This is a genomic window from Candidatus Binatia bacterium, assembly GCA_023150935.1.
Taxonomy (GTDB): domain Bacteria; phylum Desulfobacterota; class Binatia; order HRBIN30; family HRBIN30; genus JAKLJW01.
In genome coordinates this window covers 25252-50453 of sequence record JAKLJW010000028.1, presented here as the reverse complement: position 1 = coordinate 50453, position 25202 = coordinate 25252, and the positions used below count along the sequence as shown (strand labels likewise).

At 66.9% G+C, this 25202-nt stretch carries 20 protein-coding genes; 9 read left to right on the top strand and 11 right to left on the bottom strand.

What is annotated here, in order from left to right; genetic code table 11:
- The first annotated feature begins 56 nt into the window (after positions 1–56).
- On the top strand, positions 57–1019 hold the full coding sequence (locus tag L6Q96_16040; protein MCK6556068.1) for a zinc-binding dehydrogenase: 963 nt from the start codon (positions 57–59) through the stop codon (positions 1017–1019).
- Here L6Q96_16040 and L6Q96_16035 read toward each other — a convergent pair.
- Positions 1009–1797 carry an enoyl-CoA hydratase/isomerase family protein gene (locus L6Q96_16035; GenBank protein MCK6556067.1) on the bottom strand — a complete coding sequence of 263 codons (789 nt, stop codon included), beginning with the start codon at positions 1795–1797 and terminating at the stop codon, positions 1009–1011. The genes L6Q96_16040 and L6Q96_16035 overlap by 11 nt on opposite strands.
- Positions 1798–2151: 354 nt before the next feature.
- Here L6Q96_16035 and L6Q96_16030 point away from each other — a divergent pair, with 354 nt between their 5' ends.
- Together L6Q96_16030 and L6Q96_16025 are read left to right on the top strand one after the other, a co-directional pair.
- Entirely contained in the window at positions 2152–2865 is a 714-nt protein-coding gene (locus tag L6Q96_16030; protein MCK6556066.1) for a lysoplasmalogenase, read from the top strand.
- A 97-nt stretch (positions 2866–2962) separates the two neighbouring features.
- A complete protein-coding gene (locus L6Q96_16025; GenBank protein MCK6556065.1) occupies positions 2963–3409 on the top strand; it encodes a universal stress protein in 447 nt (148 codons plus the stop codon).
- A gap of 106 nt (positions 3410–3515) precedes the next feature.
- Here the strand turns inward: L6Q96_16025 and L6Q96_16020 are convergent, their stop codons facing one another.
- The gene (locus tag L6Q96_16020; protein MCK6556064.1) at positions 3516–5399 is read right to left on the bottom strand and encodes a hypothetical protein; all 1884 of its coding nucleotides are present in this window, start codon (positions 5397–5399) and stop codon (positions 3516–3518) included.
- Between the two features lie 209 nt (positions 5400–5608).
- On the opposite strand from L6Q96_16020, the gene L6Q96_16015 reads away from it, so the two are divergent.
- Positions 5609–6826 (top strand): THUMP domain-containing protein, encoded by a 1218-nt coding sequence (locus L6Q96_16015; protein ID MCK6556063.1) that lies wholly within the window; start codon positions 5609–5611, stop codon positions 6824–6826.
- A gap of 16 nt (positions 6827–6842) precedes the next feature.
- Here L6Q96_16015 and L6Q96_16010 read toward each other — a convergent pair whose 3' ends face one another.
- The 3 genes from L6Q96_16010 to L6Q96_16000 are packed head-to-tail and all read right to left on the bottom strand — an operon-like array spanning position 6843 to position 9718.
- Positions 6843–8078, bottom strand: coding sequence for an MFS transporter (locus L6Q96_16010; protein MCK6556062.1), 1236 nt, complete (start codon positions 8076–8078; stop codon positions 6843–6845).
- A 44-nt stretch (positions 8079–8122) separates the two neighbouring features.
- The gene (locus L6Q96_16005) at positions 8123–9028 is read right to left on the bottom strand and encodes a GTP-binding protein (GenBank protein MCK6556061.1); all 906 of its coding nucleotides are present in this window, start codon (positions 9026–9028) and stop codon (positions 8123–8125) included.
- 15 nt (positions 9029–9043) lie between these two features.
- Complete coding sequence (locus L6Q96_16000; protein ID MCK6556060.1) at positions 9044–9718, bottom strand: methyltransferase domain-containing protein; 675 nt, start codon at positions 9716–9718, stop codon at positions 9044–9046.
- Positions 9719–10094: 376 nt separating this feature from the next.
- Here L6Q96_16000 and L6Q96_15995 point away from each other — a divergent pair, with 376 nt between their 5' ends.
- Complete coding sequence (locus L6Q96_15995) at positions 10095–11321, top strand: amidohydrolase family protein (GenBank protein MCK6556059.1); 1227 nt, start codon at positions 10095–10097, stop codon at positions 11319–11321.
- A 16-nt stretch (positions 11322–11337) separates the two neighbouring features.
- Here the strand turns inward: L6Q96_15995 and L6Q96_15990 are convergent, their stop codons facing one another.
- The 5 genes from L6Q96_15990 to L6Q96_15970 form a co-directional block, all read right to left on the bottom strand.
- Positions 11338–12843, bottom strand: a complete 1506-nt coding sequence (locus tag L6Q96_15990; GenBank protein MCK6556058.1) for a glycosyltransferase family 39 protein — start codon at positions 12841–12843, stop codon at positions 11338–11340.
- Positions 12844–12916: 73 nt separating this feature from the next.
- The gene (locus L6Q96_15985) at positions 12917–15157 is read right to left on the bottom strand and encodes a molybdopterin oxidoreductase family protein (protein ID MCK6556057.1); all 2241 of its coding nucleotides are present in this window, start codon (positions 15155–15157) and stop codon (positions 12917–12919) included.
- Positions 15158–15278: 121 nt separating this feature from the next.
- Complete coding sequence (locus L6Q96_15980) at positions 15279–15572, bottom strand: hypothetical protein (GenBank protein MCK6556056.1); 294 nt, start codon at positions 15570–15572, stop codon at positions 15279–15281.
- Positions 15569–16390, bottom strand: a complete 822-nt coding sequence (locus L6Q96_15975) for a nucleotidyl transferase AbiEii/AbiGii toxin family protein (GenBank protein ID MCK6556055.1) — start codon at positions 16388–16390, stop codon at positions 15569–15571. Before L6Q96_15975 ends, L6Q96_15980 begins: the two co-directional genes overlap by 4 nt.
- Positions 16391–16427: 37 nt before the next feature.
- A complete protein-coding gene (locus L6Q96_15970; protein ID MCK6556054.1) occupies positions 16428–18071 on the bottom strand; it encodes a thiamine pyrophosphate-dependent enzyme in 1644 nt (547 codons plus the stop codon).
- Positions 18072–18175: 104 nt separating this feature from the next.
- Here L6Q96_15970 and L6Q96_15965 point away from each other — a divergent pair, with 104 nt between their 5' ends.
- From L6Q96_15965 to L6Q96_15955, 3 genes are all read left to right on the top strand, one after another.
- Positions 18176–19411 carry an amidohydrolase family protein gene (locus L6Q96_15965; GenBank protein MCK6556053.1) on the top strand — a complete coding sequence of 412 codons (1236 nt, stop codon included), beginning with the start codon at positions 18176–18178 and terminating at the stop codon, positions 19409–19411.
- Between the two features lie 218 nt (positions 19412–19629).
- Positions 19630–20982, top strand: coding sequence for a porin (locus tag L6Q96_15960; protein MCK6556052.1), 1353 nt, complete (start codon positions 19630–19632; stop codon positions 20980–20982).
- 48 nt (positions 20983–21030) lie between these two features.
- The gene (locus L6Q96_15955; protein MCK6556051.1) at positions 21031–21369 is read left to right on the top strand and encodes a P-II family nitrogen regulator; all 339 of its coding nucleotides are present in this window, start codon (positions 21031–21033) and stop codon (positions 21367–21369) included.
- Positions 21370–21481: 112 nt separating this feature from the next.
- Here the strand turns inward: L6Q96_15955 and L6Q96_15950 are convergent, their stop codons facing one another.
- Positions 21482–22222: a TetR/AcrR family transcriptional regulator gene (locus L6Q96_15950; GenBank protein ID MCK6556050.1), complete on the bottom strand. Its 741-nt coding sequence runs from the start codon at positions 22220–22222 to the stop codon at positions 21482–21484.
- Positions 22223–22365: 143 nt separating this feature from the next.
- Between L6Q96_15950 and L6Q96_15945 the strand changes: the two genes are divergently transcribed.
- Positions 22366–25170, top strand: a complete 2805-nt coding sequence (locus tag L6Q96_15945; GenBank protein ID MCK6556049.1) for a molybdopterin-dependent oxidoreductase — start codon at positions 22366–22368, stop codon at positions 25168–25170.
- Positions 25171–25202: the final 32 nt, after the last annotated feature.

The window sequence follows — 25202 nt, the reverse complement described above, 5'->3', positions numbered from 1 at the left end:
CCGCTGGCGCGTCCGCCTCAGTGCGGTGCGGCGGGCGCCTGGAGGAGAGGTCACTCATGAGGTGTCGCGCACAGGTACTGGTCGGACCCACCGAGTTCGCGTTGCGCGAGATCGACGTGCCTGTACCCGGGCGGGGCGAATTGCGTTTGCTCGTCCACGCCTGTGGCGTGTGCGGCTCGGACAAGTTCCTCGCTCAGATCTGCAGCCCGGGGACCATTCTCGGCCACGAAGTTGTGGCGGAGGTCGAGGCCGTGGGCGAGGGCGTGGACGGCTGGCAGGTTGGGGACCGTGCAATCCCGCTCGGCGAGGGGCTCGGCATGAGCGAACTTCGGGGGGGCTACGGCGAAGCAATGGTGATTCCGGCAGATGCCTGCGTGCCTGTGCCGGCCCGCCTGCCCAGCGCCAGTGCCGTGATTGCCGAACCGATGGGTAACGGCCTGCACTTCGTGCGCCGCGGCAGGCTGCGTGCCGGGCAGCGCGTGGCGATTCTTGGCGCCGGGCAGATCGGTCTGTCGATGATCTGGTGGGCGCGCCGCCTGGGGGCGGCCCGCATCGTCGCTACCGAGCCGGTCGCGGCGCGCGCGGCTCGTGCCCGCACCCTTGGTGCCGACGCGGTCATCGACGCTACTCGCGAGCCTGACGTACCGGCGGCGGTGTTCGCAGCGCTGGGTGGACCGCCGGAGATCGTCTTGGAGGCGACCGGGCGCGCCGACGTGATGACCGACGCCATTCAGATGGCCGGGCAAGGCGGCGTGGTTGTGCTCGCCGGTATCACGCCCGATGCCATTCAAATCCAGCCGCTGGCGCTGTGCTTGAAGGAAGTCGATCTCGTCTTCCCGATCGGTACCGTGCGCGCGGAGGTCGAGGAGACCCTCGCGGCGTTGGCGAGCGGCGACCTCGACGCCCGCCAGTTCGTCACTCATCGGATCGGACTCGACGATCTTCCCGCGGCGATTCGCTCGCTCGGGCACCCCACCGACCAGGTGAAGGTGGTTGTGGACTACAAGCTCAGCGCTTGATGGCGCTCATAAACCTCGACGGATCCTCGAAGGTTGCGGCGGCGAGCAGATCGCCGTCGGCCTCGGTGACGTCGCCGAGGGGTACCGCCTGCGCGTAGGCGCGGAACTGCGTCTTCGTCATGTGCACGGCCCACGGTGGCTTCTCGGCGAGGCGTCGCGCCCAGTCGCCGACGACGGCATCGATCTCCTCTTCGGCGACGACGCGATTCAAGAGCCCGTAACGCTCGGCGGCGGCCGCTTCGAAGCGTTCGCAGAGCAGGATCATTTCCTTGGCACGGGCGGTGCCGACGGCAGCCGCGAGGCGCGGCACGGCCCCCCAGGACAGCGGAACGCCGAGGTCGACCTCGGGGACGTGAAACACAGCCGTTGCGGTGGCGATGCGCAGGTCGCAGGCGAGGGCGAGAGCCAGGCCGCCGCCGACGGCGTGACCGTGGATGCGGGCGATGGTGATTGCCTCGCAGCGCTCGATGGCTTCGAGCGCGCGGCGGCCGAGCTGGGCGGCGTGGCGGCGCTCCCGCGGGCCGGCGCCGGAGCCGCGCGCCATTCGTGCCGCCGGCGGATCCTTGCGATCGGCGCCCGCACAGAATGACGCGCCGCGCCCGCCGAGCACGACGACCTGAGCGTCGAAGCGCGTGGTGAGCGCGTTGAACGCGGCGGCAATTTCCTCGAGGGCGAGGCCGTTGAGTGCGTTGCGGCGCTCGGGTCGGTTGAGCCAGACATGCGTAACCGGTCCATCGCTTTCGATCGTGAGCGTTTCGTAAGTCATGGTAGTCGTCATTCTCCTCTCAGCGCGGGCTTCGCCCGCAACCCATTGCGGATTGCGGAATGCGGATTGCGGAACTCATGAATCCGTCGTCCGCAATCCGAAATCCGCATTCCGAAATTCCTCGCACCGTGAGACGAACTCGCGAACTAGTAGCACAGGGGGGCCGGGTCGAGTCATGCGTGACAGCCTCGGCCCAGCCTGTCAATCGTATGGCACGACCGTCCGCAAGCAAGGTAGTGGATGTCAGAGTGGTGCTTGGTGAGACTAAGACGGTGCGGCGGACACGGTTTTTCCCGTGGGGGTGACATTGACTTCCCCCCGGAGTTGTCGGAGTTCAAGCCCCAAGACCCAAAAGGAACCCAACCAATGATCCTCACCCTCTGGCTGGCACAAGTGACCTTATTCGCGGTTGGAATCTTCGGGCCCTGGCGGGACGCGCCGGAGGTGCGAACCAACGGTCGGGTGGCGCGCCCGATTCGTATGACGTTGAGCCTGTCGCTGGTGCTCGCGGCGCTGTTGGTGCGCGCCGGCGGCGGTGGGCCCGGTACGGTCCACTACGCGTACGCTTCGTGGATCCTGCTGGGCATGGTGTTCGGTTCGCTCGGCGATTTCGTTATGGCGCGTCTGGTGCCGGTGCCGAACCGGCTGGTCGGCGGGATGGCCGCTTTCGGTATCGGCCATCTTTTCTACATTACCGGCTACTTGCGGGCGATTGGCGTGAGTGGCGCGACGTTTCGCGGCGACGCGCTGATTACCGCGCTGATTGTCTACGTAGGGATTACGGTAATCGGCTGGTGGTCGATGATCCGCAACCCCGAGCGCGCGGTCGCTGTCAACGTGGGAGCGTTACTCTACGGGTCGCTGATTGCCGTGATGGCCTCTTTCGCTTTTGTACTGGCGGTCAGCGTGGGCGGTGTGTTCTGGCTCACCGCTCTGGGTGCGGCGTCGTTCGTCCTCTCCGACTTCATCATTGGCGTGACCGACATTCGCGGCACTCGCATCGATAACGCCAACGACTGGATCTGGTTGACCTACGTTGGAGGCCAGATGGGGATCGTTTACGCTGGGGCATGGGCGTGAGCTTTCTCCACCGCTACTTCGATTCCGGGGCGCGCGACCGCTCTCGATGGTCTCGGGCCCTTGCCCTCGCCGTGGTCGACCCTGTATCAGCGTCGTCATGAAAGCGATCAAGCGCATTCTGGTTCCGACCGACTTCTCGGAGTGTTCGGTCGCGGCGGCTCGGTTTGCGGCGGCTCTGGCGCGGCAGTTTGGCGCGGCGATCGACGCAGTGACGGTTGTGGACACGTCGCCGCTGGTCGAGGCATACGGCGACGAGACCTATCGCAACGAGCGCGTCACCTTCATTCGCGATCGGGCCCGCGAGCAACTTACCGGGTTTGTCGCCGCTAACCTCGCCGGCCTGCAGGTGGTGCAGCACGTGCGCGACGGGGACACCTACGTCGAAATCGATCGCGTGGCGACGGAGTTGGAATGCGGTCTCGTGGTCATGGGCACTCACGGTCGCACCGGCCTCGCGCACCTGCTGGTCGGCAGTGTCGCCGAGAAGGTGGTGCGCCACAGTTCCGTGCCGGTGGTGACCGTGCGGTCGCCGGCATCGGGGTGAGGGATGGCGCCGGCGGTTGCGCCCGCAGATCGGCGATAGTGGGTTCCGTCTGACTCCCGATGCGACCCCTTACCTCAACTCCCCAGCGCTGTCGCTTCCGACCCGTTCAGATCACGTATTCCAGTCTGAACTGAATGTTGGATCGGTCGCTCAGCAGGCTCACGCCGCTGCCGCCTTTCAAGGTGTGCGCCGTGAGGATGCTGTAGTCCATGATGAAGCGGAACGGGTCCCGGGTCAGGACAACCTGCGGTTGGAACACCAGCGCCCCGCCCCAGTCGTAGAACATGGTGAGGCCCGGGTTTATCGTGCCGCCGCGATAAGCCGTGCCGATGAAGAGCGTGTGCAGAAACGTGTCGGTTGGCTGGTGGATGTAGTCCGGTTCCGTGGCGTAGAACTGGCGCAACTGGAAGTTGTTGACCGCCGTGAAGGCGGCCGGAACCGGCAGGACCTCGCCCTGCAGCGGGATGCGCCCCGGCAAATTGGTTCGCGGTACCACGTCGAACAGGTGTTTCCAAAAGAACTGCGTGGAGATGAAGAAGGTCTGGTTCGGATTGAGCCAGCGGATGTACTGGTTGACGTCTAGTCCCAGCACGTAGTTGAACGAACTTCCAGTGCGGCGCCCGCCGGTCGGGTTAACGCCGGCGCCAAAGTGTTGCGCTCGTACGGGATAGCAACGGCGTCCGCCGCCGCAGTCCTCGAGCTTGCCCGTCTGTGGATTCGGGAAATAGAAACCGAACATGTAGGGATCGATGGCGAACTGGGAGAATCGGGGCTCGTTGTTGAAGAAGGCCGCCTCGGAGCGAACGATCGAATAGAGCTTCTCGACTGCGAACGTCGTGCTGGCACCCGTGACCTGTACGTGTGGGGCGGTCGCAAACGTCTGTGCCGAGTAGCCCCCGGGGTACGCGGACTGCGGCGAGAGGGAATCGGTGGGGTTGGCGATCGGGAAACCGGGTTTGATGAACACCTGCAACGCCGGAGTGTCGAAGAAAGTGTAGTAGTGAGCCAGGCTGAACGTCGCATCGAGGTAATTGAAGACCAGGCGACCGCCCCCGCGGATGTTCTCGAACGTCTGCGACGGAGCAATGAAGAACGACTGGCTGTTCGGACTCGGTTCGCTGAGGTTGGGCAGGGCCCACGGCGATCCGGCAGGGGTTCCCGGAACGAAGGCCACCTTGTCGTCGATGGCGCCATACAGCTCGAGGAATGCCTCGGAGACCGGCCCGAGGCGCGGCAGCCGGTACTGAACGCGCAGCATGTCGAGCGGCACGCGTCTTTCGTCGAGCGGTATCAGAAAGCCGCCGAAGCTCGAGTCGAGGGGATTGATGTTGTCGAGCAGACGGAAGCCGTCGGTCTCGCCCCATGAGATGATCTGCCGGCCAAAGCGTGCGAAGAGCGGGCCGACGCTACCTTCAACGTACCACTGGAAGAGCCGGTTGCGCTGCGAAGCGAGCGAGCGCAGACGCTGGCGCCAGAACGGAACGTCGATCACCGCGCCGGTCGCCGGGTTGTAGAACATGCCGTTCGGGAACGGGGCTTTGAGGGCCTCGGCGGTGCTGTACTCCTTCGGACCCCAATCGTACAGCGTCTCCCACTCGCCGCGGTAGGTGAGGTGGTACTTGAGACCGGAAACCTTGAACGGCAGCAGGCCGAGCAGCGACAGCGGTCCAACGCCGCGCTTGACGAGGTCTGCGAGGTTGTGGTCGAGCTCGGCTTCCAGAAAATAGCGGTTCTGGCGTAGATGGCCGGCGGGCGACTGCGGAAAGGTTCGATTGCGCCAGTAGACCTGCCCCGTGCTTGGGTACCTGAACGTCGACCAGTGCGTGTCCGTGGTGCCGATGCGCGCGTTTGCGTAGCTGCGCACACCGACGTTGATGCTGCCTTCCTTGTCGATCGGGACCGCGCCTGCAGGTGCGGTCCCGGCGGTTAACAGCCCGAGTACGCCGAGAGTCAATCCCGCATACCGTGCGACGCGCCTCACTCCGCTCATCGTACCCCTCCTTTCGGGGTGTCGGCATGCCGACTGGGCCGCGAGCGCCGATGCCCGAATCCCGCCTTTCCTAAGCCAACGGCAAAGCGGCTTGTCAAGGTACCCTCCCCCCAACGCCGAGAAGGATCGGTGTGGCCCGTTGCGCTTGCCGCCGGGGCCCACACCCCGCACGCATCGCGCCGCTGGCATCGTGGCGCTATGTACGGCTCATGCCCGCCGCGCGCCACGATTTCTTCGCCACCACCAGCAGGGGGTTGGAGCCGGTCGCGGCAATCGAGCTCGGGGCGCTCGGCGCGGAAGACGTCACCGCGGTGCGGGCCGGGGTGGCGTTCTCCGGGCCGCTGGAAGTCGCGTATCGAGCGTGTCTGTGGTCGCGCGTCGTCAACCGGGTCCTCCTGCCGGTCGCCGCCGTACCGGCAGCGACGCCGACCGAGTTGTACCTGGGCGTGCGCACGGTGCACTGGAGCGAACACCTCGGCCCCCGGCAGACGCTGGCAGTGGACTGCGCGGCGGCGGACGCCGGTGCTGCCAACACCCACTATCTCGCCCTGAAGACCAAGGACGCGATCGTCGATCAACTGCGGGAGCGAACCGGACAGCGCCCGTCGGTCGATGTCACCCGGCCCGATGTGCGCGTCAACGTCTACGTACAGCGTGCCCGTGCGGTTGTCAGCATCGATCTCTCCGGCGACAGTCTGCACCGGCGCACGTACCGTGTGCGGGGCGTTGCCGCTCCGCTGAAGGAAACCCTGGCCGCAGGTGTGCTGCTGCTGGCTGACTGGCCGCGGCTCGCTGCCACGGGCGCGCCGTTGATCGACCCGATGTGCGGCTCCGGCACACTCCCGATCGAAGCGGGTCTGATTGCCGCCGATGTGGCGCCGGGACTGCGGCGCGAGCGCTTCGGCTTCCTCGGGTGGCGCGCCCACCGGCACGATGTCTGGGAGCGGCTGCTGAACGAGGCGCGGCAGCGAGAGGTTCGCGATCCCCTTCGCCTTCCCGACATCCGCGGCTACGACGTGCATCCCGCCGCGGTTCGTGCCGCCCTGGCCAACGTCGAGCGCGCGGGACTGCGCGGGCGAGTTCACATCGAGAAACGTGCCCTGGCCGACTGCACGCCTCTGTCCGGCACGCGCGCCGGCGGCGGCGTTCTGGTGATCAACCCTCCGTACGGCGAGCGTCTCGGGGCATCGGCGGCCCTTGCAGCCCTCTATGCCGAGATCGGCGACGTGCTCCGTCGCCGCTTCCCGGGTTGGACGGGATACGTTCTTACCGGTAGCCCGGAGCTCGCCAAGCGCATCGGACTGCGGGCGACGCGCCGCACGGTCCTGTACAACGGCGCCATCGAGTGCCGCCTGCTCCAGTTCCCGATCGCCACGACGCCCGTGCAGTCGGAGAGAGGTCCGGGTTGGCGGAGAGTTCGAGGCTGATTGACTGACCCCGCGGCTACGACGGCGGCATGGCCTCGATACGATAATGCCGCAGCCCCGGCATCTTTAGCGCCACGAGACCGAGAACGACGAGGCAGCCGAAGCCGCCGCTGACTACCGAGAACGTCGCCGTCGTCAGGGCAGCCACAAAGCCCGACTCGACGGCGCCGAGCTGGTTCGATGCCCCGATAAAGATGAAGTTGACCGCGCTCACCCGACCGCGCAGGACATCCGGGGTCGCGAGCTGAATGATCGTGCCGCGCATCACCACGCTAACCTGATCGGCAACCCCGACCGCCATGTAGGCCAGCACCGACAGCGGGAACGAACGCGAGAGACCGAAGACGATCGTTGCCAATCCGAACCCGCCGACCGCAATCAGCAGCGCCCGCCCCGCCCGTCGGATGGGCGGTAACCACAGCAGCACGACCGACGTGAGCAAGGCCCCGGCTTCGAGCGCGGCGCTCAGAATGCCGTAGCCGCGCGCGCCGACGCCGAGGATCTCGTTCGCATAAATCGGCAGCAATGCCGTGGCGCCGCCGAAGATCACGGCGAACATGTCCAACGTCATGCAAGCGAGGACGACGTGGTTGCCGCGCACGAAGGCCAAACCCTCGCGAACCGCCGCCAGACTCAAGCTCGCTCTCGGGGTCTGCGACGGCGGCGGTCGCAGAAAGGTCAGTCCCAGCAGCGACAGCCCGATGAGACTCGCATACACCGCGTACGTGGTTGCAATTCCAGCCCCGGCGATCACGAACCCCCCGACGGCCGGTCCGGTCGCGAAGGCCGAAGCCTGCACCGTCGATGCGATGGTCACGACGCGCGGAAACGCCTCCCGGGGCACCAGCGTCGGCAGCAGCGCCGCCCGCGCCGGGTTGTCGAACGCAGCGGCTACGGCGACGAGGAAGATCAGCCCGTAGAGTATCGGTAGGTCGACCACGCCGGCTCGGGTGGCCGCAAATAGCGTTCCACCCGCCAGCAACGGCACAAGCTGAGCCCGCACCATGATGCGACGGCGATCATAGGTGTCGGCGAACGCGCCGCCGACAAGGTTCAGCCCCAGGGCCGGGACGAACTGCACCAGACCGATGAGTCCAAGGTGGAACGCCGAGCCGGTGAGCGCGAAGACGTGCCATGCCACTGCCGCCCTGAACATGGTCAGGGCGGCAGCGGTGCAGAAACGGCTGACCAGATAAAGGACCAGCGTCCGCGTCACCACGGTCACCGGCAGCACCCCTCGACTTCGACGCAACAACGCCCCGCGCACCGGGCGCGAATCGGTCGCTCCATCGATCCCTACTCCCTGACGCGCTCGATCAACACGACGCGACCGAGCAGATCGGGTCGCACCGGACCGGGCGGTGACCCGATCTCGATCCGGTTGGCCACGCCCTGAACCAGTCGCACTCCCGCACGTGTCGAAACGAAGCCCTTCAGCCGCAAAGCACCGAGCGACCGCAAACGGTCGAGCAGGACCGCCGGGTCGATGCCGTCCTCGACGGCGACCTCGCGGCTCGTGAAGCGCTCGTGCCCGTGACGAGGGGAGAAATCCGCGGCCCCACGGCGTTGCGCACGAAGACCGTCCACGTCCGGCGGGAACAACACCGCCGGATCGACGTCGCCGTATTGTGCGTGCAGGATCGGTGTCTCGGGTTCGATGGCGCGCAGCCGGGCTTCGACGGTACCCAGTGCATCGGGCGGTATCAAATCGATCTTGTTGAGCAGCAACAGATCCGCGGAGGTGACCTGATCGACAAACGTGCCTTCGAGGTCGCGGTCGTGGAACACCTGTTCGGCGTTGACGACGACCAGGGCGACGTCGTCGCCGACCCATGCGTTAATCGGCTCGCGCCAGAAGGTGACCTGCGTTTGGCCGGGGAGGGCCACTCCCGAGGTCTCGACGACGATCTGCTCGGGATTGACCTCGCGGCGCAGCATTTCGAGCGTATCCCGCAGCTCGTTGGACAACTGGCAACACACGCACCCGCCCTCGAGCTCGACGAAGGCGGCGGGGCTGTCGCCGAGCAGCGCGCCGTCGATTCCGAGATCGCCGAACTCGTTCGACACGACGGCCATTCGCAGTCCGCGCCGACGCGCATCGCCGAGCAGAGCACGGACGAGGGTCGTCTTCCCCGAACCGAGGAAACCCGAAACGATCAGCGCAGCGATCTGCCGCGGCGCCGGGGGACCTGCGGCGGCCATCGCTGCGGGACGCCCCTACTGCCGCCGGCGGCCGGGGCGGACAGCGTCGGTCAATACCGGCGGGAAGATGAGCGTACCCGCCAGGCGGAACACCCGCCGCTGGCCAGCGACGCGAAAGCCGGCGGATTCCACCCGGCGCCGCATCTGCGCGGTGCTGGGCCAGTAGAACGGTTCGCCGAGCAGTCGAGACGCTACCCGCACCGCGTGGCTTATCGTCGTCGACGGGGTGTTCACCAGCGCGAGCAGCAGGCGACCGCCGGGCCGCAGGACCCGGTGGAACTCCCGTAGCGCGGCGGGCTGATTCGGGAACCAGTGGAATGCCTCTGTCGATACGACGGCGTCGAAGCTCCCGTCGTCGAACGGCAGACGCCCCGCGTCGCCGCGCACCCAGCGCACGCGACCACTACGGGCGGCGGCGCGCGCCAACATACCCGCCGAGAAATCGCAACCGACGACCCGCACCCCCGGCAGATCTTCCTGCAAACGCGTGGCGAGTTGTCCGGTTCCACAGCCGATGTCGAGGACCTGTCGTATGCGGCCACGGCGCAAAGAGCTGACCACCGCGTCGTGGACCGGCCGGTACGCGGCCCACTGCACGATCGGCAGATCGTAAATCAGCGACCACAGATCGAAGAACCAACGGTTCGGTCCCTCGGCGGCGGCCGCCTCCGTCGTGAATCTTTTGGCCATGCGTCGGTTGCGGTCCGATGGCGTTCTCCGGCCTGCATCCTCCCACCGGCAACGCGTCTCGCCTATGTCGCACTCGAAAGGCAGGGTTGCAAGCGTGCGAGGGACGCAAACGCGGCACGGGGTCTGCGCCTTGCGGCGCAGACCCCGTAAGTGCCCCCCTCTCTGGAGGCCTCGACCGTGGCGCGGGGGAGGCGTCCTCAAGCGGGCCGGAAGCTCCAAACGCCAGACATTTGAGAACTGACAGAAAAATAGTTTGAATTGCCGGGTCTTAACAAGATAGGAAAAACCCTTAGTCGTATTGGGGTAAACCCTAATCCGCCGGAATGACGTGGCGGCAGGTGTCGGACCGCCGAACCGGGGGACGGACGGGGGCCGTATGAGCAAGAAGATGAATGAAATCGACCGTCGCCAGTGTTTGCGAGTGCTCGCCGGGGCGGCTGCGGCGGCGTTTGCCGGGTGTGGCCGCTCCGGCGACTACACGCCGGAAGATGCGGTGTCCTTGGACCGGCAGATCGAGGCGGAGGCGGCCGCGTCCGGGCAAGGCCCCTACGGGCCCCTGACCGTGCAGGGTTATCGCGGCCTTGCCAGCCTGCCTTATTTCGAGGTCAACTCCGACGGGCTGCTGCAACTCAAGGTGACGGGCCTGCCGCGGTTCGTCGACTTCCACGTCCACCTCGGCATGAACTTTCTGTTCGCGCCGGACATCGACCTGATGAGGCGCACCCCACGCATCGAGTATATGCTCGATTGCGACCGCCACGACCCCGGGTGTCGCCTCGACCTCGACGTCTATATCAACAGTGCCTTTACGCCGGAGATGCACGACGATCTCGAACGCGAAGCCCGCGGTCAGATCCTGTTCGGCAGTAACGCCGCGGCAACCCACACGATCCCGAACCTGCTGGCGGAAATGGACGCGATCGGCTGCGAGCGCGTGAACATCCTGCCGATTGCGGTCGGCCTGCCGTTTGGCGACGATCTGACCGAGCGTTGGCTGGCGGCGATCCGTGCGGCCCACGCCGGAAACCGGCTGACCCCGTTTGCCTCGGTGCACCCGTCGGACGGACGTTGGCGCGAGCGCCTGCGGGCTGCGGCAGCTCAGGGGGTGCAGGGCCTCAAGGTCCATCCCGAGATGCAGCGCGTCTTCCCTGACGATCCGGACATGATGCCGATCTATGCCGAGTGCGAACGACTGGGTCTCGTCGTCATCTTCCATGGCGGCCGATCCGGCATCGAACCGACGTTCATGCGCAAGTACGCCCTCATCCGGCGCTACGTGGGTGCCGTGCGGGCGTTTCCGCGCGTTCAGTTTGTCATGGGACATGCCGGCGCCCGCGACGTCGCCGACGCCATGGAGCTGTCGCGAACCTATCCCAACGTCTGGCTGGAGATCACCGGGCAGGGTGTCACGCAACTCGATCGGATCATTGCGCAGGTCGGTACCGAGCGGCTGCTGTTCGGCAGCGATTGGCCCTTCTACCCGCTGGCCGCCACGCTGGCGAAGGTCCTCATTGTGACGGAGAAGCGGCCGGAGGCACGCCGCGCGATCCTGCGTGCCAATGCGGATCGCGTGTTCGCATTATCGGCGGCGACGCGGGCGTGAACGGCCAGCGGCGAACTCAGACGTATCTCTTCAAGAACGGCCAGAGCCGCGTTGGCGGCATGCGCAAACCTCGGCAGACCAGCACCGGCAGGTTGTTCTCCCGGGGCACGGCGTGCGGAGAAACCACGATGCCTGCCTGCTCGACGGAGCGGCAGTATGGCTGCAGATCTTGGGCCGGCAGCCCGATGGTGACGATGACCTCTTCCGTCGCCGGCCCCGGCCCCCAGAGCCAGTAGTTGTTATGGCCGCTGATCGCCGGCGGCAACCCGTAGCGCGGCGCGTAGAACTCCAGGGCGCCGGCTTGCCCATAGTTGGCCGCGAGAATCACGGCCCGCGAGCGCTCCTCCGGTGGCAGCGCCGAGTACACGCGGGCGACGCTGATCGCGAGGTTCTCCCAGCCGTGACGGTCGGCGAGAATTTGCGGCAACTGGCCGAGATCGTGACGTTCCTCTTGCGGGACCTCGAGGCCGATCGCGTCGACGAAGCGCTCGTAGGCCGCCGGGGACAGGATGGGTAGACTCGCCAGCGCGATCACCGCACCGCCCGCGACGAGGACGACGCCGGCTGCCGGCGCCATCAACGCCCTGGGTCGTCGAGCCTGCCAGCGTTCGAGCGCGATGGCGCCGGCGGCGAGCAACGGCGGATAGGCGGGGGCGAGGTAATAGGGCTTCGCCTGCTGGAACAGGAACAAGGCGAGTACGGCGACGAAGGCGATCCCCAGTGGCCGGTACGGGCGCAGCGACGGCATCAGCAGAAGCGCGGCGAGGCCGCCGAGCCAGAGCGGCAGGGTGGCCGGATTGGCCTGGAGTACCTGAGCGCCAAGGAAGGCAAGCGGCGGCTGCGCGACGATCTTCAGAGTCTGGGCATTGCGGATGAACTCTGCGGTCGGGAAGCCGTTGGAGACCTGCCAGACGAGATGCGGAGTCAGCAGCGCAGCCGCCGTGATGCCACCGGCCCACAACCATGGGCTCAGCAACTGACGCCTCCTTGGCGACAGGGCGAGTCCAACCATCAAGCCGAAGACGAAAAAGCCGATGCTGAGCTTGTTCAGCAGACCGAAGCCGACGACGACGCCGAAGAGCAGCCACAATCGCGCCTCGCCACCGCCGAGAATGACTGCCGCGATCAGCGCAGCGAGCAGCCAGAACACCTGATCGAAGACGTTCATCGAGAAGTAGCTGGGAAACACCAGCGACGTACCCATCACGGCGAAGGCGAGTGCGGCGACCCATTGGGCCGTGCGCCCGCCGCCCATCGCGCGGGTCAGGATCCCGACCAGAATCACGGCCAGGCCTCCGGCAAGTATCGCCGGCAGCCGAATGGCCACCAGTCCGTCGCCGAGCAGCGTCCGGCTTGTGGCGAGAAGGGCGATCGAGAGCGGCGGATGATCGACATATCCCCAGGCCAGCCGTCTGGCGCAGGCCAGGTAGTAAAACTCGTCGCGGAAGTAGTTGTCGTTGAGTGTGACGGCGAGGTTCAGCGCCGCCTTCGCCAGCGCAACGTAGACCACGGGGGCCGTCACGACGCCGCTCGGCGCCGCTCCGAGTGCCGACCCCGCGCTTCGCTCTGCGTGTGCGCCGCGATTCCGCACCGGACTACCGCGCCGCCGCCTCGACGCTGACCGGAATGCCGTTGAGCACGGCGTTGCCGGAGATCGGATCGAGCGCCTCTTCGTCGGTGAGCAGGTTGCTGTTCACTCCGGGGCGCACGGCGGCCAGACGCAGGCGTGTGCCGTCGAGGTGATGGCCCCAACCGTGCGGCAGACTGACCACGCCGGGCATGATGGCCGCAGTCACTTCGACGGCTGCCTCGACGCTCCCGGCGCGCGACGTAATCCGCGCCCGGCTGCCGTCGCTGAGTCCGAGACGGCCGGCGTCGGCCGGATTCACTTGCAGGGTGCACCGGTCACGCCCGCCGCTCAGGCTCGGCAGATTGTGCATCCAGGAGTTGTTCGAGCGCAGGTGCCGGCGTCCGACGAGGCGAAATGGTCGTTCGCCGCCGCCGTCGCTCAGCGCGGCCCGCAACCGCGCGACGTCGCCCATGATCGCCCGCGGGGCGAGTTCGATCTTTCCCGAGGGGGTGCGCAACAGGTCCGGCAGGCGCGGCGCGAGCGGGCCGAGGTCGACGCCGTGCGGCTCGGCCTCCAGCCGAGCCAGCGAAAGGCCGCCTGGACGCGCCCCAAAGGCGTCGCCGTAGGGTCCTGTACGCAAGGCGAGGTCGACGAGCCGTTCCGGGCCGACCCGGGGTGCAAGGGCGGCGAAAATGTCCCCTGCATCGCGGGCGTGCACGGGCGAGTGGGGGTTGTCGACGGCGCGTTGCACCTGAGCGCCGATCACAAAGTCATCGAGGCTCCGCAAATCGGCCCCGGCACCCTGACCCATGACAATACCGGCGAGGCGCAGGAGGATCTCCCATTCGGTGGGCCGGCCAGACGGCGGAGCAAACACCGGCGGGGAGTAGCGCGCGGCGTTGCGGTAAGCGAGCTGCGGGAAAACGACATCGTAATGACCGGTTTCGAGCGGCGATAATCCCGGCAGTACGATGTCCGCGTGGCGCGTCGTTTCGTTGAGGTAGATATCGACGCTCACCATCAATTCGAGCCGGTCGAGGGCGCGCGCCAGACGGGCGCCGTTCGGCGTGCTCAGTACAGGGTTGCCGGCGACGGTAAAGAGGGCCCGAATCTGCCCCTCGCCCGGAGTTTCGATTTCTTCCGCGAGGCAGGCGGTCGGGAGTTCGCCCATGACCTCGTGTGCCCGGCGCACCCGCGAGTGGCGCCGACCGATGCGGACGCCGCGGCCGCTCCCGGATGCGCCCTCGGCGTTGGCGGCAAACGCCGGGGCGAGCGGGAACATGGCGCCGCCCGGGCGATCGAGGTGCCCGGTGAGGATGTTGATGACGTCCACGAGCCAGCTCGCCAGCGTGCCGAAGGTCTGCGCGCAGGTGCCGATACGGCCGTAGACCACAGCTCGTTCGGCGGCGGCGAGGTCCCGAGCGAGGTGTTGCGTTGTGTCCGCTGAGATGCCGCAGGCCGCGGCCACCGCTGCCGGGGTGAACGGGGCGGCGGCGGTGCGCACGGCGTCGCTGCCGGTGGCGAGGTCGGCGAGCGAGCCCGGGCGCACGAGGCCTTCGGCGAACAGCGTGTTGACGATGGCGAACAGGAACAGCGCGTCGGTACCCGGACGAATGGCGACGTGTTCGCCGGCGGCCTCGGCGGTGCGGGTACGTCGCGGATCGACGACGACGCAGCGGCCGCCGCGCTGCCTGAGCGCGCGGAGTCGGCCCGGAAAGTCGGGTACCGTCCACAGGCTACCGTTGGAGTCGACCGGATTGGCGCCCAGGATGACCAGCAGATCGGTGCGGTCGATATCGGGCACGGGGACACTGAGAAAGCTGCCGAACATGAGTCCGCAGGCGAGCTGCTTCGGAATCTGATCGACGGTGCTGGCACTGAAAATGTTGGGGGTGCGCAGGGCCCGGAGGAAGACCTGTCCGTAGGTGAGCAGGGCGAGGTTGTGGGCGTTGGGATTGCCGACGTAGGCGCCGACGGCGTTGGTGCCGTGCGCGGCCACGATCGGCGTCAGGCGACGTTCGACCTCGGCGAAGGCGTCTTCCCACGATACCGGCACGTGGACGCCGTCGCGGCGGACGAGCGGTTCGCGCAGGCGGTCGGGATCGGTGTCGAGGTCGGCCAGGGCGGCGCCCTTGGGGCAGACGAAGCCGTGGCTGAACACGTCGGCGTCGTCGCCCCGCACGGCGGTTACGCCGCGCCCTTCGACGGTGAGTGCGAGCCCGCAGGTGGCCTCGCACAGCGGACAGATGCGGTACCTGGTCGGCATGGTTGGCGCTCGTCTCCAGTCGTGCGGCGCAGATCTGGACGGTCGGGACTTATCGCCGAACGCCGGCAATGACAACCGCGCATCCCGACCGGCAGCCCCTGAAACGCGCGCTCCGCGGGCGTCAGCGCAGCAAGAACAGGACGGCCTTTCTTCGCGGTCCTTGCAGCCGTGCGTCGTCGAGGCACTCGCGCAGCCACTCGGGGGGGAACAGGCGCAACACCGGCCACGCGGCGTGACGCAGGGCCTCTACCGTGTACTTGCGCGCGGCATCGGGGTTGACGAGCAGTGCGGGCAGCGCCGCGGGCGTCGGGTGCTTCATGATGCCATGCACCACGGGTAGGGTCACAGTCCTGCCATCCGGAAGGCGCGTCGAAACTGAGCCCATGCTGGTGGCGAAGCTGAAGGTGCGCTTCACGACATATTCCTCCGCTGCGGTTGTTCTTTGAGCCAGCGGAGCAGCAGGTCGCGGGTGGCAGCGGCCGCCCGTGCGGGGACGTCAGGATACGCCGCAAGGTCCTTCTCGATGTCCGTGTCGCTCCACGACAGGAGCCTTTCGGCCAGGAGGAGGGCATCCTGGCGCCGAAGTACCGCCCGTACGAAGGGCTCCAGTTCGGGGTGTGCCTGCAATGCCGCCCCGATGTCGAACAGATCGCGCGCCTCGACCCTTTCGGCCACGCACTGGATCTTGTCCGCCAGGTAGCGGCGGAGGGTGACGCGTTTGACGGCAGGGACCGTACGGCTGGCAACGATCTCGTCCGGGGAAACGTCTTCGAAGTTCGACAGCACCTCCAGGGTGATGTCCACTCCAACCGGCAAGGCGAGCACGATGCGGAAGCCGGATCCGAAGCGATCGGGCGCCTGAACGACGGCGACCTTGCCGCGAAACGCGGTCTGGATCTCTGCGAGGATTGGCCTCACATCCTCCAGCGCCGAGCAGGTATGAAAATCGAGATCGAAGGATCGGCGGTGATTCAGCTCTTCCACGGCAATTGCCGAAGTTCCCGCCCAGTAGCAGAGCTCGACCAGTCGCGGGCACCGCTCGGTCAGCAAGCGCAGCGCCTCGACGATCTGTTCGCGCTCGTTCACTCCCGGATTTTGGCGCAAGCGGGTGCCGGCCGCAAGCGGTGGAACGCGCGCGCCGCGCGTTCGGCAGTGTGTGCATGCGCGCATCTTGCGCGTGCCGGCAGCCTCAGGTGTAACGCGCGCTCCGCGCGCGTTGAGCAGTGTACGCACGCGCGCTCCGCGCGCGGGCGGCAGTGCGAGGTCGGTGTCACGGGTGGCGGACGCGGCGGGCGAGCGACGCGGTCAGGCGGCGCAGCGCGGCCGAGACGTCGTCGGGATCGAGCCGGACATCGAGAATTGCGCAGGTGTCCGTCGTTGCCCGAGCGCGCTCGAGGGCGACATCCAACTCGTCTTCCGTGCGCACGGCGAAGCCCACGCCGGCACCGAGCACCTCGGGGATGCGATCGAAGCGCCACGGCAGGATGTCGTTGAACGTACCGTCCTGCATCGGCCGCTCGGTACCGTAGCCGCCGTTATTCAGAACGACGACGATCGGGTTAAGGCCGTATCGGAGGCTGGTCGACAGTTCGAGCCCGGTCATCTGAAAGGCCCCGTCGCCGACCAAGACCAACGGCCGCAGCGACGGATTGGCGAGCTGGACGCCGATGCTCGCCGGCACTGCGAAGCCGAGGGACGTGTAATAGGCGGGCGAAAGAAACTCGGTGCGGCCGTGGATGAACAGATCGGCACCCGCCAGCAAGGCGTCGCCGGGATCCGCGATCACCACCGTGTCGTCGGCGAGAAACGCGTTGAGTCGCTGAAAGAGGCGCTCGACCGTTACCGGCCGGCCGGGGGTGGCGACGAAAGCCGCCGGTGGCGCCGGCCGCGGGATGTTCGTTGCCGAACGTCTGGCAAGACCGGCGGCGAGCAGACCGCGCACGAAATCCTCGAGCCGGATCTGCTCGTAGGTATGAAAGCGGATCGACGTCTTTTCGCTGGTAACGGCAATCGACCTGGCCGGCTCGAGACGGGCCGTGAAGATACCGAGGTCGATATCGCTGAGCGGTGCACCGAGCAGCACGAGGCAGTCGCTCGACTCGACATATGCTCGCACGTCGTCGTGGGCAATCGCGCCTTCATAGACCCCAAGATAAGCCGGATGCGCCTCGGCGATCACCGACTTGCTGAGCAGAGTCGCGGTCACCGGAATGCCGGTGGCGTCGACGAGCCGCACGAGCATGTCTTGCAGGCCGAAACGGTGCAGCTCGACGCCGGCTACGATGACCGGCTGGCGCGCGTTCTCGATCATCTCGACCGCCTCGTCCAGCGCCTCGCGCAGGCGATCGGGGTCGCTGGCTTCGGGAGCGCTTGCCGCTGCCGACACCGGCGGCGCCGGCGCGCGCACCATGTCCCGCGGCAGCTCGATGTAGCAGGGCCGTTTATGCCTCACCGTGGCGCCGAGCACGCGCTCGATCTCGCGCCGCGCCGATTGCGGGTCGTTCAGTACGGTAGCGGCACAGGTGAGCTGCTCGAAGACCCTGAATTGCGTGTCGAAGTCGCGTACCTTGTGGTGCAGCAGGGGGTTCCTGGCGCGCTCGGCGGTGCCCGGTGCGCCGCTGATAACGACCACGGGCGACTTCTCCGCGAAGGCCTGCGCGGTGGTGTTGGCGATTTTCAGGCCGCCGACGCAGTACGTGACGCACACAGCCCCGATGCCGTTGACGCGCGCATAGGCGTCGGCGGCGAACCCGGCACCCTGCTCGTCGCAGGTGTTGACGACCGTCAGCGAGCTGCCCGCCAGCTCCGCGAAGAAGCCAAGCACGTAATCGCCGGGGACCCCGAACACATGACGCACCCCGAGGGCGGAGAGCCGATCGATCAGATAGCGGCCGATCGAGCTGGGAGCATCCATGCCGGCAGCGACCATAAGTTGACAGCCCGCGGGCCGAACGTAACAGTGCCGTGGCCGCGCGGTCAATTCCGGCGGCGGACGCGAGTCGGAGCCGGGAGGGTTCGATGGCCACCACCGTATTCCATGACTGCACTTTGATCGATTGCACAGGAGCCGATCCCGCTCCCCGGTCGACCGTGATCGTCGACGGGGAGCGCATCGCCGCGGTGGCCCGCGGTGCCCAGCCGCCGCTGCCGACCGGAGCGAGCGTGATCGACTGCGGAGGCCGGACGCTGATGCCCGGGCTTACCGACGCGCACATCCACGCCGCCATCATCGAGATCGATCCGTACAAGGCCCGCCGCGATTCGGTTGCCACCGTGGCTCTGCGCGTCAAAGAGGTGCTCGAGCAGACGTTGCAGGCGGGGTTCACGACGGTGCGTGACGCCTTCGGCCTCGACTGGGGTTTCGCCCAGGCAACCGAGCGCGGTTACGTGAAGGGTCCCCGCATCCTGTTCGTCGGCGGGTGCCTGACGCAGACGGGGGGACACGGCGACTGGCGCGATCCGTCGATGGTCGAGGAGCCGCTGCGCGGCATTCACGGGCTGGTTGCGACGCCGCGCATCTGCGACTCGCCCGACGCCATGCGCCACGCGGCTCGCGACATCCTGCGTACGGGTGCGCACGGCATCAAACTCATGGCCGGCGGCGGCTGCATGTCGCCGACGGACGAGATCGAGCATACCCAGTTCACCATCGAGGAGATGGCTGCCGCGTGCTACGAGGCGCGTACCGTTGGCAAGATCGCCCTCGCCCACGTCTATACTCCGCAGGGCATCATGAATGCCGTGGCGGCCGGCGTGCGCAGTATCGAGCACGGTAACTTCATCGACGAAGAGTCGGCAGCGTGCATGCGTGCGGCCGGGGCGTATTTCGTGCCGACGCTGACGACTTATTTCCTGATCAGCGCCCACGGCGAAGCCGAGGGCGTCCCCGCGCCAATGATCGCGAAGATCGACAAGGCCAAGGAGCGCGGTCTGGCTTCTCTCGAAGTGGCCCGGGCCGCCGGATTGAAGATCTGCTCCGGCTCGGACGTGCTGGCGGCCATGCAGCCGTTCAAGAGCATGGAGCTCGGACTCAAGGCGGAGGTCCTCGGCGCCCACGCGGCGATTCTGTCGGCGACGCGTACGAACGCCGAGCTGTTCGGTCTCGCGGACGAAATCGGCACCGTCGAGGCCGGCAAGCGTGCGGACCTCATCGTCGTCGACGGCCAACCCCTCGACGATATCGGCGTGCTGCAGGACGCCGACCGCGTCGTCCTGGTCATGCGCGACGGACAGACCTTCAAGCATCGGATGTAAGTCGAGCGGGCGCCAACTGCTGCCTGCATTTGCGGCAGGCGCCTCTTTGTTCGGCAGCTCCTTTGGGCAGGTCGTCGATCCTCCCCGCGCTGCGACCGCCGCATCGCGCCGCACCGGTGTGGGTTCGTGCTGGCATTGCCGTTGCTCCGGCAGGCAATGCCGGCGCCGAGCGACGACTGCTGGGGCGCACACTAGGGCGAAAAAGGAGCGGAGATGCCATGAGCGAGAGGATCGTACTCAGGTGGGTGGCGGTGGCGGCGGCCCTGACTGTCGCGGCGGTGCCGACGAGCGTGTGGGGGCAGGGCAAGACCGTGGCGGATCGGGAAATGCGGGCTCTGGAGGCGCGGGTGAACGCCCTTGAGAAGCAGGTCAATGCCCAGGCCGCTGCCGAAGCGAGCGACTCCAAGACGGTGGGGCAGCGCATCGAGGCGATCGAGGCTCAGGTCAAGGCGGCGGAGGCGACCATCGCCGAAAAGCTCGGGGTGGAGTTCCACGCGCTCGTGGCCCTCGACTACCTGTACAACTTCAACAAGCCTGCCTGGCGTACCAACACCGGCATTCCCGTCGACACCGACGCCAACAACTTCATGCTGAACGATGCCGCGCTGTTTCTGCTGCGCCAGAAGGAGGACTCGGCCTGGGGGTTCTTCGTCAGTATGGACTTCGGCAAGACCGCGCAAACGCTGGGGTCGGTGACGTATTGGAGCAACTCGTCGCCGCCGCCGGGGGGCGCCGAGAGCGCCGACTCCTTCGACCTGCGCGATGCGTACCTGACGTACAAGATACCGGTGGGCGACGGCATTACCCTCAAGGGCGGAAAGTTCGTGACCTTGCTCGGCTACGAGGTGTTCAAGACCTGGACGAACTTCAACCCGAACCTGACGAATGCGATGCTGTTCGGGTATGCGGTGCCGTTTACGCATACCGGCCTCCTGGCGAGCATGCCCGTCGGCGAGTACGTGACCGTCGACGCGGCTCTGGTGAACGGCTGGGACAACCCGGTCGACAACAACTCGGGCATCAGTTTTCTCGGTGGGTTGGGTATCAACCCGGCGGACTTCCTGTCGCTCTACTTCGCCGGGATATACGGGCCGGAGCAGACGGCCAATCCGCCGGGCAACTCCTACAATGCGCCGTCGTCGGCTTCGAAGTTGGGGATGGTTACGGGGGTTGTGACCGCAAGGCCGCTCGACACGCTGACGTTCGTGCTGGAAGGCGACTACGGCAGCCAGTCGCGGCTGCTCGGGCCGAACAACGAGGACAGCGCCGACTGGTGGGGATTTGCGGGCTACACGATCTGGCAGGCAACGGAGCGCATCGATCTGGCGCTGCGGGCCGAGGTGTTCGTCGACTCGCAAAACACGCGGGGTATGAGCGTGAACCCGGCGGTTACGGGCGGGATCACGGCATGGGAAATCACGGCGCCGACGGTGACCGTGCGACTGCTCGACAGTCTGCTCTGGCGCACCGAGTACCGCCACGACGAAGCGAATAAGGAAATCTACCAGTACGAGAAGTCGTTCGTGAACGGACAGAACATCGTCGCCACCGAGTTGCTGCTGGCGTTCTAGCGCCGGCCGCAGTGCGGCGGATGAATTGCCCGGACGCAAGGAGCGCTCATGAAGAAGATCGAGGCCATCATCAAGCCGTTCAAGCTCGACGAGGTGAAGGAAGCGCTCACTCGAGAGGGCTTGCAGGGGATGACCGTTTCCGAGGTCAAGGGCTTTGGCCGACAGAAGGGACACTCGGAGGTCTACCGCGGCGCGGAGTACGTCGTGGACTTCCTGCCGAAGATCAAGATCGAGTTGCTGGTAGCCGACGACAAGGCGGCGGCATGTGCGGCGGTGATCGAAAGCGCCGCGCGCACCGGGCGCATCGGCGACGGCAAGATTTTCGTGTCTTCGGTGGATGACATCGTCCGCATCCGCACCGGCGAGCGCGGGACCGACGCGCTGTAGATCGGGCGGTGCGGCCGATAGTAGAGGAGATTGGACTTGCGACGACTCCTCCGGCATCGAGTTCGCCCGGGATCGTCGGGCGCGGGCCGGGGGGTGCCGGCGTCGCGGTCGCTCAGGGCCCGCCTTGCCGGGTGCCGGCCCGGGCGCGCGGGCGGATGACCCGTGGGCTACGGCGGCGAACCTCGCCCGCTAACGCATCCTTGCCCGGCCGCGCCGCCGGGGCTGCAGCCGGAGTTACAAGCACCTTGAGCACCGCCGCCCGCAGGGCCGGGACGTCGACCGGCGCTCCCAGTTCGTAGAGCTGGACGACTCCCATCGCCAGCGTACCCAGCATGCCTGCCACCGCTTCGGCCGGAATGTCGCGCCGGACGGTTCCGGCTGCCTGTCCGGCGCTCGCGGTGCGCACGAGACGCTCGTGGGCGCCGTGGAGCAACTCGAGAAACCGCGCCCGCACCTGCGGCGAACGCGTGCAGACGTCGAGCAGTCGATGGGTGCGCATCGAGCCGCTGCCGCCGGTGAGCGCATTGCCGTCGACCACGGCGCCGAGAAAGCGCGTCACCGTCTCCTCGAGGTCGTCGGCCCCGCGGTTCGACATCACCACCGCATCGAGGAACGTTCCGATCACCGACTCCATCGCCGCGACGATGAGGTCGTCGCGGTCCTTGAAATGGACATAGAACGCGCCCCGCGTGTACCCGGCGCGCGCGCAGATGGCATCGAGGCTGGGGACGTCGAGCCCCCGGGCGGCGAACTCCTCCAGACCGGCGCGGACCAGCGCCTCGCGCGTCTCGCGCTTGGCGTCGTCGCGGCTGCCCGTCCCCCGTTCGGCCGCGCGCATCTTGCCGGACGGCACGCGCGATCCGGAATTCCTACCTCCACGGGGGGGCTTGACCGGTTTCTTCGCGCGGCGCCGCATTCGTGTTGACATACCCCGGCGTATGTGAAAAATCCAGCCCACATACGGACCCGTATGTCAGCGCGGCAGGAGGAGAGCTTATGAGTGCGAAGACCAAAGCGACGGCCAAGTCGAGCAAGGCGACGGCCACCTGGGCCGACGCGTACCGGCACAAGTTCACCTGGGACAGCGTCCACTTCGGCAGTCACTCGGTGGACTGCTACCCCGGCGGCTGCTCGTGGCGCGTCTTCGTGCGCGACGGCAAGGTCGTGCGCGAAGAGCAGTCGTCCCTGCACCACGCGATCGAGCCCGGCGTGCCAGACATGAACCCCATGGGCTGCCAGAAGGGGGCCTGCTGGAGTCATTGCCATTATTCGCAGGACCGGGTCACCCACCCGCTGAAGCGGGTCGGTAAGCGCGGCGAGGGTAAGTTCAAGCAGGTCTCGTGGGACGAGGCGCTGGACGATATCGCCGACGCCATGCTCGATGCCATCCAGGAGCAGGGCCCCGAGTCGGTGCTGACGCTGCTCACTCCCGAGCCCGGCGCGGCGCCGTCCCGTATGTTCAGCGATCTGCTCGGCACCCCGACCACCGACGGCAACGCCGAGTTCCAGGACTTCAGCCCGGGCTGGCACCTTACCTGGGGCCTGTACAACCCGACCTCGACGATGGACGACTGGTTCCTCGCCGAGCTGACGCTGATCTGGCACGCCAACCCGGTATACACCAACATCCACTGGTACCACTACGTCGCCGAGTCGCGGTACAACGGCGGCGAGGTCGTCACCATCGCGCCCGATTACTCCCCGTCCGCGATTCACGCCGACTACCACCTCCCGGTCCGCATCGGCACCGACGCCGCCCTGGCGTTGGCGATGTGCAAGGTCATCATCGACGGCGGCCTCTACAAGAAGCAGTTCGTTCAGGAGCAGACCGACCTGCCGTTGCTGGTTCGCAAGGACAACAATCGCTTCCTGCGCGGCTGCGACGTGATGGAAGGCGATCGCGACGACCAGTTCTTCTGGTGGGACGAGCTGACCAACACACTGGCGACCGCGCCGCGGCACACGCTGGCGACGCAGGGCGTCGAGCCGGCGCTCGAAGGGACCTTCAGCGTCATGCTCGCCGACGGGTCGACGGTCGAGGTCGAGCCGGTGTTCGCGCGGCTGCGCCGCCAGCTCGATAACTACACTCCCGAGAAGGCCGGCGAGATCTGCGAGGTGCACCCCGACAACATCCGCGCCCTGGCCCGCAAGGTGGCGACGCGCCGGACCAAGATCTTCATCGGCTGGAACTCCGGCAAGTACTACCACGGCGACCTGATGGAGCGCGCCATGGCCTTGCTGCTCGGGCTCACTGGCAACTGGGGCAAGAAGGGCACCGGCACGCGCTCGTGGGCGATCATGGGCTTCGACGGTCAGGCCTTCATGAGCCGCAAGCAGGGAGCGGGGCAGGAGGCGGCGCAACGGCACATCGCCATGATTCTCGGCATGCGGCGGATGATGGCGTCCGCGGATCCGACGATGACGCCGGAGATGATGCAGAACCGCGCCGCGGAAATGGCCGCCGAACTGGGCGGGCAGGGCGCGATCATGCCGCCGGCGTTCCTCTGGTACTACCAGTGCGGCTACAAGGAGCGCTGGTCCGACCCCAACGTCCACGACCCGTCGATGAAGCGGTCGTTCGACGAGTATATGCAGGAGGCCGTCGACAACGGGTGGTGGGACGAACGGTACGCGAAGGCTTACCGCGAGGTCGAGCCACGCGTGCTGTTCGAGTCGGGCGGCAACCTGCTGCGCCGCCAGCGGGGTGGGCAGAAGATGCTGCTCGAACACCTGTGGCCGAAGTTGAAGATGGTCGTGTCATGCGACTACCGCATGACCACCACGGGTTTGTACTCCGACTACATCCTGCCGGCCGCTCAGCACTACGAGAAGCTCGGCAACAGTATGCCCTCGGTCCATCACCTGAACTTCGTCCTCTGCGACCGCGCGACGCCGCCGGTCGGCGAGGCGCTGCCCGACCTTGAGATCGGTTATCGTCTGGTGGCCGCCCTCGAAAAGCGCGGCAAGGCGCGCGGCATGACCACGTTCACCGACCGCGTCGGCAACGTCCGCAGCCTCGAAGGGCTGCTCGACCGGGCGACGCAGGGCGGCGCGGTGCGGGACGAGGAGAGCCGCTTCGACGAGGCCGTGAAGGATAATGCCGTCTACGGCGTGCTCCCCAAGGATGCCTCGCTGGCCAAGCTGCGCGAGAAGGGACAACTCCGCTTCGTCGGCTGGGGACTGGTGGGCCACGGCATCTCGCAGGCATCGACGATCAGGCCCGACGAAGTGCACACCCCGTTGCGCTGGCACACCGAGGACAAGACTCCGTACGACACCCTGGTGCGCCGGGCGCAGTTCTACATCGATCACGAGTGGTTCCTGGAAGCCGGCGAAGAGCTGCCCGTGCACAAGGAGCCCCCGCCGCAGGGCGGCCGCGGACGGCGCTTCCAGATGACCAGCGGTCACAACCGCTGGAGCATCCACTCGATGAACATGACCAACGACGTCATCCTCAACACCCACCGCGGCGAGCCGTTCGCCTTCATCAACGACGAGGAAGCCAAACAACTCGGCATCGAGAACGGCGACCTGATGCGCGTGTTCAACGACTACGGCGACATGCGCATAGCGGCTAAAGTCACGCCGTCGTGCCGCCCGGGGCAGTTGATCGTCTACAACGGCTTCGAGCCCTACATGCACGAACAGTGGTGGAGTCAGTCCGACCTCGAGGCCGGACATATCAAGCACCTCGGATTGGTCGGCAAGTACGGACACCTCACCTACCGGCTCTTCTCGTGGCAACCGATCCCCGCGGATCGTGCCGTCAAGGTGGACGTCGAGAGGGTCGATCGGGCGTAGCCCGGCGGCTTCGGCCAGACGAGCAGGAGGAC

Bases quoted from the DNA above. Each gene is read 5' to 3' on its own strand.
- L6Q96_16040 (MCK6556068.1), top strand. From the start codon at position 57: ATGAGGTGTCGCGCACAGGTACTGGTCGGACCCACCGAGTTCGCGTTG.
- L6Q96_16035 (MCK6556067.1), bottom strand. From the start codon at position 1,797: ATGACGACTACCATGACTTACGAAACGCTCACGATCGAAAGCGATGGA.
- L6Q96_16030 (MCK6556066.1), top strand. From the start codon at position 2,152: ATGATCCTCACCCTCTGGCTGGCACAAGTGACCTTATTCGCGGTTGGA.
- L6Q96_16025 (MCK6556065.1), top strand. From the start codon at position 2,963: ATGAAAGCGATCAAGCGCATTCTGGTTCCGACCGACTTCTCGGAGTGT.
- L6Q96_16020 (MCK6556064.1), bottom strand. From the start codon at position 5,399: ATGAGCGGAGTGAGGCGCGTCGCACGGTATGCGGGATTGACTCTCGGC.
- L6Q96_16015 (MCK6556063.1), top strand. From the start codon at position 5,609: ATGCCCGCCGCGCGCCACGATTTCTTCGCCACCACCAGCAGGGGGTTG.
- L6Q96_16005 (MCK6556061.1), bottom strand. From the start codon at position 9,028: ATGGCCGCCGCAGGTCCCCCGGCGCCGCGGCAGATCGCTGCGCTGATC.
- L6Q96_16000 (MCK6556060.1), bottom strand. From the start codon at position 9,718: ATGGCCAAAAGATTCACGACGGAGGCGGCCGCCGCCGAGGGACCGAAC.
- L6Q96_15995 (MCK6556059.1), top strand. From the start codon at position 10,095: ATGAGCAAGAAGATGAATGAAATCGACCGTCGCCAGTGTTTGCGAGTG.
- L6Q96_15985 (MCK6556057.1), bottom strand. From the start codon at position 15,157: ATGCCGACCAGGTACCGCATCTGTCCGCTGTGCGAGGCCACCTGCGGG.
- L6Q96_15970 (MCK6556054.1), bottom strand. From the start codon at position 18,071: ATGGATGCTCCCAGCTCGATCGGCCGCTATCTGATCGATCGGCTCTCC.
- L6Q96_15965 (MCK6556053.1), top strand. From the start codon at position 18,176: ATGGCCACCACCGTATTCCATGACTGCACTTTGATCGATTGCACAGGA.
- L6Q96_15960 (MCK6556052.1), top strand. From the start codon at position 19,630: ATGAGCGAGAGGATCGTACTCAGGTGGGTGGCGGTGGCGGCGGCCCTG.
- L6Q96_15955 (MCK6556051.1), top strand. From the start codon at position 21,031: ATGAAGAAGATCGAGGCCATCATCAAGCCGTTCAAGCTCGACGAGGTG.
- L6Q96_15945 (MCK6556049.1), top strand. From the start codon at position 22,366: ATGAGTGCGAAGACCAAAGCGACGGCCAAGTCGAGCAAGGCGACGGCC.